The following is a 6,812-nucleotide window of genomic DNA, read 5'->3' as shown; positions in this document are numbered from 1 at the left end:
AAGATGACGGGTATATATCAAACTAAGGGATTGTTTATGGGTAAATCATCAAACAGAAGCACAGAATATTTTTTTACCGGGAATTATTTCGCTGATGATGATAATGACATTGATGCTATTGGATTTGGTGGTTACATTTATGCCCGCGGAGGGAATGACTATATTACGTTGGGTTCGATAGCGGCTAAGGTATATACCGGTACAGGTAATGACACCGTGGTTGGCGGTGCTGCGTATTTAGGAATCGAGGATTCTACGGGTCATTTGACCGTAAAAGGGGGGGGGGCAGGTTACGCAGATATTGATAAAAGTGGTGATGGTGATGTTTTATTTTCCGGTGCGGCGGGTGGCGTTTCCCTGAATCATACAGGTAACCACGGTGAGCTGAATGTTACTGGTGCGGCTGTTTATAACGAAATGATCCGTAAAGGTCTAACTGGTGACGTAAACTTTAAAGGTGCTGGTGGCTACATGTTGAGCCAGCTTCAATATAGCCATAATACAACGGTACGTCGTGCCTTTGATCGGTTAGCACATACCGAAGAATATAGCCGGCAAGAGCTTGTGAACTGGAAAACGAAGTGCTTCATGCGTAAATTTTACACTTAAATCATAATCGCTATTAATAACAAACCAGCAGATTTGGTAAATTTCATGGTGTCTACTAAAAAATGTCGGATTATTTTCAGCATGTAGGTAAAACTGAGCAAAATCAGATTCCAAATCGATATTTAACCCAATTAAAGCATTTAGATATTCTGGATGGATAGAATCATCCTACCATCCTTGATCGCTAAGATATTTTTTAACTTTGCTAGATAGCATAATTTATATCCTATTTATTTGTGTTTATTTTTTCTTCAATTCAGTTTCTGCCCTATGTATCCAATATTTTTCACGATCTATGTTAAATAAATCCCTATCGACAGGGTTAATTGGATGCGCACTAGGTAAAAAGGAGCGCCCCCTTAGTGCTACGTCAAGATTCGTTATTCTGCATCAGTATTCAGAAAACGATGAATTGCTCTTAAAACCGCGTCTGGTTTTTCTGAGTGAACCCAGTGACCGCAACCGGCGATAACCCAAGCTTTAGCTTGTGGAAATTGTCTGGTGATATCATTACGGTACTCTTCCTGAATATAAGGAGAAAGGCCACCACGAATAAACAGAGCTGGGTGAGGCCATGCGGGAATTTCCTGCCAGCCAATAATTTTTTCATATTGATTGATTAATATCGGTAAATTGAATTTCCATTCTCCCTGACGGAATGATTTCAGTAAAAATTGAATGACGCCTTCTTCCTGAATATCTTCCCGCATAATTTTAATGGCATCTTGACGGGTTTTAACTCCCGCTTCCGTGACTTTATTCAATGCCGTAAAGATCTTATCATGGCGGCGAACCTGATAGGCGACGGGTGCTATATCAATAAGAATAATTTTTTCTATTCGCTCTGGTGCCTGTGCAGTCATTGTCATTGCGATTTTACCACCCATTGAATGACCAATAATAATGGCAGACTGAATTTTCAGATGATCCAACAGAGAAATAATATCTTGAGCCATATCGCGGTAATCGATGTTATCGACCCACGGGGATGAACCGTGGTTGCGTACATCAACTTGAATGACTGGATAGTATTGTTGTAAATCACGGGCTAAGACGCCGAGATTATTTAGATCACCAAACAACCCGTGGATCAATACAACAGGCGTGGTAGAGACCGGATTTTCCGGCACTTGTATATGATAATTTAACTGGCTGTCTAATTTCATGATGAAAATTTTTTGCCTCTGAGTATTCAATGTCATGCCACATATTATCACGAGATACTGTTGTTTAAAGGGCAAAGAAGCAAGCAGAATACAATTATAGTTAATAATCTTTTTAATTAAATTGTTCTTAAAATGTTCAAAGTGTCAAAAAATTGTCAATTTTCCAATAGTAATACTTAATGGATTGAAAAATAAAGATTCTTCAAGTAACTGATATTTTTAAATAGAAAGTTTTAAATAATTTGTGAGATGATTGTCGATTCAGTCACTTTAGTATGGTTATTTATTGTGTATTTATGTGATCTATATCTTAGAAAATTGTGTATTAATTTTAATTTTTTGTGAAAAAATGATAAAAGTTTACGTATATCCTGTGAAAATGAATATATAAGGCAAATTAAACAACAATCATATTGTTCTAATAAGAATAAATAGAATCTGATTTTATACTATGGATTAGGGAATTAATAAGTGAAAAAAAATTTACTAAAGAGTCTTTATTTTCAAGTTTTGGTTGCGATAACTATCGGTATTCTTCTTGGGCATTTCTACCCTGAGCTTGGGGCAGAAATGAAGCCGTTGGGTGATGGATTTGTAAAATTAGTCAAGATGGTTATTGCACCTGTTATTTTCTGTACTGTTGTGACAGGAATTGCAGGTATGGAAAGTATGAAAGCTGTTGGTAAAACAGGCGCTATTGCATTGATATATTTTGAGATAGTTAGCACAATTGCTTTGATTATTGGGCTGATAGTTGTCAATGTTATGCAGCCTGGTGCAGGGATGAATATTGATCCATCCACGTTAGATGCTAAGGCTGTATCTATATATGCGGAGAAAGCGTCTGAACAAGGCACAATCGCATTCTTACTTGACGTTATTCCGAACAGCGTGATAGGGGCATTTGCCAGTGGTAATATTTTGCAGGTTTTATTATTTGCGGTGTTATTTGGCTTTGCACTTCATCATTTAGGCGATAAAGGAAAACCAATCTTTAATATTATTGATGGTTTCTCTCATGTGATATTCGGTATTATCAATATGGTAATGCGATTAGCGCCTTTGGGGGCTTTTGGGGCAATGGCATTTACCATCGGAAAATATGGTATTGGTACATTAATTCAATTAGGACAATTAATCGTTTGTTTCTATATCACTTGTGTTCTTTTTGTCATATTTGTTTTAGGAACAATAGCAAAAGCCACAGGATTTAATATTTTCCGGTTTATTAATTACATTAAAGAAGAATTATTAATCGTATTGGGCACATCATCTTCTGAATCTGTATTACCTCGTATGTTAGATAAAATGGAGAAGGCGGGATGTCAGAAATCTGTTGTTGGTTTGGTGATACCGACAGGATATTCATTTAATCTGGATGGCACTTCTATTTATTTGACAATGGCAGCCGTATTTATTGCGCAGGCAACAAATACTCATATGGATATTGTGCATCAAATAACATTATTGGTTGTGTTACTTTTATCCTCTAAAGGTGCCGCTGGCGTGACAGGTAGTGGATTTATTGTATTAGCGGCAACAATTTCTGCTGTTGGGCATTTACCATTAGCAGGGCTGGCGTTAATTCTAGGCATAGATCGTTTCATGTCGGAAGCAAGAGCTTTAACAAACCTAATTGGCAATGGGGTTGCCACTATCGTAGTAGCAAAACGTTGTCGTCAGCTTGATGAAGCTAAATTAAACCAAGCGTTAAATGCCAAATAAGTTAATGAGTTGGTTTTAACTTACCCGATGACAATGGCCTTTAGGCCCAATGCTTGTCAGTTAACGCTATAATAAATTTATTGATAAGTTATACCCAATAGATTTCAATTTGCAGCGCGGCGGCAAGTGAACGCCTCCCCAGGAGCATAGATGACGATGTGACTGGGGTAAGTGAAAGCAGCCAACAAAGCAGCAACTTGAAGGATGAAGGGTATAGCAGTTCAGGAAAACCGGGTCAGTTAATGATTCGGTTTTCCTTATTATAGGTCGGTACCTTATAAGGTGACATACCAGCATCCAACTGATATCTAAGACAATATTTTGAGATATACTGCGCATATACATAGGGTTTGGTATATTTCGGTGCGACGCCTTCCACGGTAATTGACGGCCCCTTTCCGGCAGATGAAAAGGGAAAAAGCCAGTTAAAAAAGGTATCGCCAAACGCCCAGTAAATAAAATAGAGAAATAATAAGAGCAATATTGTTTTCAATATTTTCATACTGATGATTCCTTTTGATCACAGTGTTCTCGTGTTGGCATTTAGATAAACTGGTGATATAATATATAGCCTTCATGACATTATTTTATTCTCCAGTATTCTATTTGATCATTATTCAAATCAATGCTTCCATCCGGGTATTCAACCCTCGCGGGTTCTTTACCCGGCGGGATAATCACCTTGGGCATCTTGGTTTCATCCAGCTTAGGCTTATAGATAATTTTCCATTCTGCTCCTGGAGTTAACATCAATCTAAATGGACGCATTGGTTTCTCACCTAGCAAGTAGAGTCTTTTTGGAAATTTATTAACCATTTCCAAAACAGGGTAAATAACCGGGTGGTAATCTATAATATTCAATGTTGCAGTTTCGTTAAGATATGTCCGAGCTGCATCGTTAATAAATGCAGTTAAACCGGTCCCTTCAGCGCCTTCATCTTGAACAGCATCTTTTACCAAGCGGGTGACATCGGTATAACCGACTGTCACAGAGGCTTGATTAATTTTCCATTTACACCAGCCACCGCCATTAAAGGGTAACTTCGCCTGAAAATAACCGGTTTGTGGGTCTGGCCTTCACATCCAGGCGCAATCCGTTATAAGTTGGCACTTTAAAAGGTGACATGCCTGCATCCAACTGATATTTAAGACAATCTCTTGATATATACAAAGCAGATATATACGGTTTGGTGTATTTCGGCGCGACTCCCTCCACGGTAATTGACGGCCCCTTTCCGGCAGATGAAAAGGGAAAAAGCCAGTTAAAAAAGGTATCGCCAAACGCCCAGTAAATAAAATAGAGAAATAATAAGAGCAACGTTGTTTTCAATATTTTCATACTGACAGTTCCTTCTTCTCGCAGTAATGTTGTAAGGCCAGTGTTCCCTGTTCTTCCTGTTGGCTGACGGTCAGTGATTTTATTAACTGTTTGTCCATATCCAGAAAATAGAGATTACGATAGTAAATGTTGTCAGGGATAAGCATCTTATCATTATCCATTTTCGCCTTAAATTGACGCTGACTGTCCTGATAGACCGTAATCTTATCCGGTTCGCATAACTCTCTGAGGCGCTTATCAATATAACCCGCATATTTATACGAGCTATGATTAGAAAAGCCAAATCCCCCTTTTAAATCAGCCCCTCTGTTTTCAACAAACAGTTTGTCTTTTTCTTGTTGACTGAGCTGATTAAACAACGCATTTTGCTGCTCACCAGCCAGAGCAAAATCCTTTTCTGTTTCCGGGTTTAACTCAGGAATTAAATACAGCTTGGTGGTGTTATTCAATACTTCTTCAGTTACACCCGTTATAAAGGGGACATTCCTGGCGGAAATCAGCCATTCTGGGCAACTGTTAGCTTGAAAAAAATGAACAACCTTACCATGATGCAGATAGATTTCTTTACTGTCAGTCGCTTGTTTAATGGCTTTAAAAATCGGTGACGGGGGCAACAACTTTATCATTGCCCATTCATACCCCGCCGGCGCCCAGTAATTAAAAAATCTATTATCCATATCCTGTTCAAAAGGCACCGAAGGAATTGGGTCATCTTCATTAATATGACGATAATGGGTAATGGAAGACAATTCCTCTACCGCATTGCGGGTCAATGTTCTCGGCATCCCATAACTGTAGAGGCAAGGATTATATTCTTTCAATTGTGCACTGTGCAATAATGCCAACGCTCCTCCCAGACTGTGCCCACAGACAAACAATCTTCGTTCCTGAGCCAGTCTAATAATATCGCTGAATACTAGTTTACTTTTGTCACCGGGAATGCTTAACTTCCCAACCAAACTAAACGCTTCCCAAAACCCTTTATGCACTTTGCCACTATGGATAAACCCACTGCATAATGCTTTGTCATCATCACAGCTTAAAGCTAATGGCTGGAAGGTGGCATCAGTCAGGTAATTTTCCAGAGTAGCCGTGCCCCGCCAACTGATAATCACATCTTTCTTACTGGCAGCATAAAACAGTTTGGTATCACCCTGTTTATTATCTCCAGCTTGTGAATCAATAAACTCCACCTGAGTATAACGTTCACTAAACGGCACATTATAAACCACAGGTGCCGCCGACGCTTTCTCCACCTGATAAGGCAATATCGAAACATCCACCATTTGCCGGTTAAAAAAATGTTTAACAGAACCTTCAATATCAACATCCCCACAGCGTAGGCTAGCACGCTCATCAAACATTGGTTATAGGCATTCACAATGGAATACTCTTTCTGATGATGCAACAGCAAAACCCAGGCCCGGTATGGACACACTTCCAATACATACCGCTGATTTAACGGATGGACCTGATAGCCTTTTGGTTCCGGATCAGGAAAATGATAGGGGGTGGGATATCTTTGGGGTCCCACCCTTTAAGTACCGGCAACCCATCACTGATTTGCCCGATAGTCACATAGCGATATTGATGGCCTTCGGCTTCCGCCTTTGGCTTCACCACCGACGCCTCTTCTCCCCGTATTTCTCGCAATGGTCGTTGTTCCATCTCATCGGCCAACGATTGTGCATGGATATACAATTTCACGGGATGAGCTGACAGGTCTTCTTCCCTGAGCACCCCGAAACCATCTGTCCTCCCACGGCGTACATGATTCGGTAGTCCTCTGCTTATTAAGCCATAAGGCATATTGACCAAGGGTTTCCCTTGTTCATCCACCAACTGAAATTCCACCCAGTGTTTCAGTAACCTACAATCAAAACAATCTCGCGGATCTATTGTACTCATCAGTGTTGTTTCCTTTGCTTGCTATTACATACAGGCACATAGCTCAAGAATTATGGATTGAAAGT

The 6,812-nt window shown here is 39.6% G+C and carries 5 protein-coding genes and 2 pseudogenes; 2 read left to right on the top strand and 5 right to left on the bottom strand.

All coding sequences use genetic code 11. The features are described from left to right. Nucleotides 1-36 precede the first annotated feature (36 nt). Nucleotides 37-609 carry a hypothetical protein gene (locus C5469_RS17715; RefSeq protein ID WP_207629156.1) on the top strand — a complete coding sequence of 191 codons (573 nt, stop codon included), beginning with the start codon at nucleotides 37-39 and terminating at the stop codon, nucleotides 607-609. A gap of 380 nt (nucleotides 610-989) precedes the next feature. Here C5469_RS17715 and ybfF read toward each other — a convergent pair whose 3' ends face one another. After that, a complete protein-coding gene (gene ybfF, locus C5469_RS17710) occupies nucleotides 990-1,775 on the bottom strand; it encodes an esterase (protein ID WP_166309510.1) in 786 nt (261 codons plus the stop codon). A gap of 471 nt (nucleotides 1,776-2,246) precedes the next feature. Between ybfF and C5469_RS17705 the strand changes: the two genes are divergently transcribed. After that, a complete protein-coding gene (locus tag C5469_RS17705; protein WP_166309508.1) occupies nucleotides 2,247-3,500 on the top strand; it encodes a C4-dicarboxylate transporter DctA in 1,254 nt (417 codons plus the stop codon). 259 nt (nucleotides 3,501-3,759) lie between these two features. Here C5469_RS17705 and C5469_RS17700 read toward each other — a convergent pair. From C5469_RS17700 to C5469_RS24300, 4 genes and pseudogenes are all read right to left on the bottom strand, one after another. Next, a pseudogene (locus C5469_RS17700) lies at nucleotides 3,760-4,002 on the bottom strand (hypothetical protein); the annotation flags it as partial. An 80-nt stretch (nucleotides 4,003-4,082) separates the two neighbouring features. Beyond that, nucleotides 4,083-4,839, bottom strand: a pseudogene (locus C5469_RS17695) (hypothetical protein). Further along, a complete protein-coding gene (locus C5469_RS17690; protein ID WP_339414574.1) occupies nucleotides 4,836-6,203 on the bottom strand; it encodes a lipase family protein in 1,368 nt (455 codons plus the stop codon). The pseudogene C5469_RS17695 and the gene C5469_RS17690 overlap by 4 nt, the downstream one beginning before the upstream one ends. Before the next feature lie 94 nt (nucleotides 6,204-6,297). Further along, nucleotides 6,298-6,747: a hypothetical protein gene (locus C5469_RS24300; RefSeq protein ID WP_339414573.1), complete on the bottom strand. Its 450-nt coding sequence runs from the start codon at nucleotides 6,745-6,747 to the stop codon at nucleotides 6,298-6,300. Between the last annotated feature and the right edge of the window lie 65 nt (nucleotides 6,748-6,812).

The organism is Photorhabdus cinerea, from assembly GCF_011189575.1.
GTDB classification, from domain to species: Bacteria; Pseudomonadota; Gammaproteobacteria; order Enterobacterales; family Enterobacteriaceae; genus Photorhabdus; species Photorhabdus cinerea.
Note: the sequence above shows the minus strand (reverse complement) of the source record. Positions and strands in the feature narration are given on the sequence as shown.

Coding starts and splice junctions, on each gene's coding strand:
- C5469_RS17715 (WP_207629156.1), top strand. CDS start 37: ATGGGTAAATCATCAAACAGAAGCACAGAATATTTTTTTACCGGGAAT.
- ybfF (WP_166309510.1), bottom strand. CDS start 1,775: ATGAAATTAGACAGCCAGTTAAATTATCATATACAAGTGCCGGAAAAT.
- C5469_RS17690 (WP_339414574.1), bottom strand. CDS start 6,203: ATGTTTGATGAGCGTGCTAGCCTACGCTGTGGGGATGTTGATATTGAA.
- C5469_RS24300 (WP_339414573.1), bottom strand. CDS start 6,747: ATGAGTACAATAGATCCGCGAGATTGTTTTGATTGTAGGTTACTGAAA.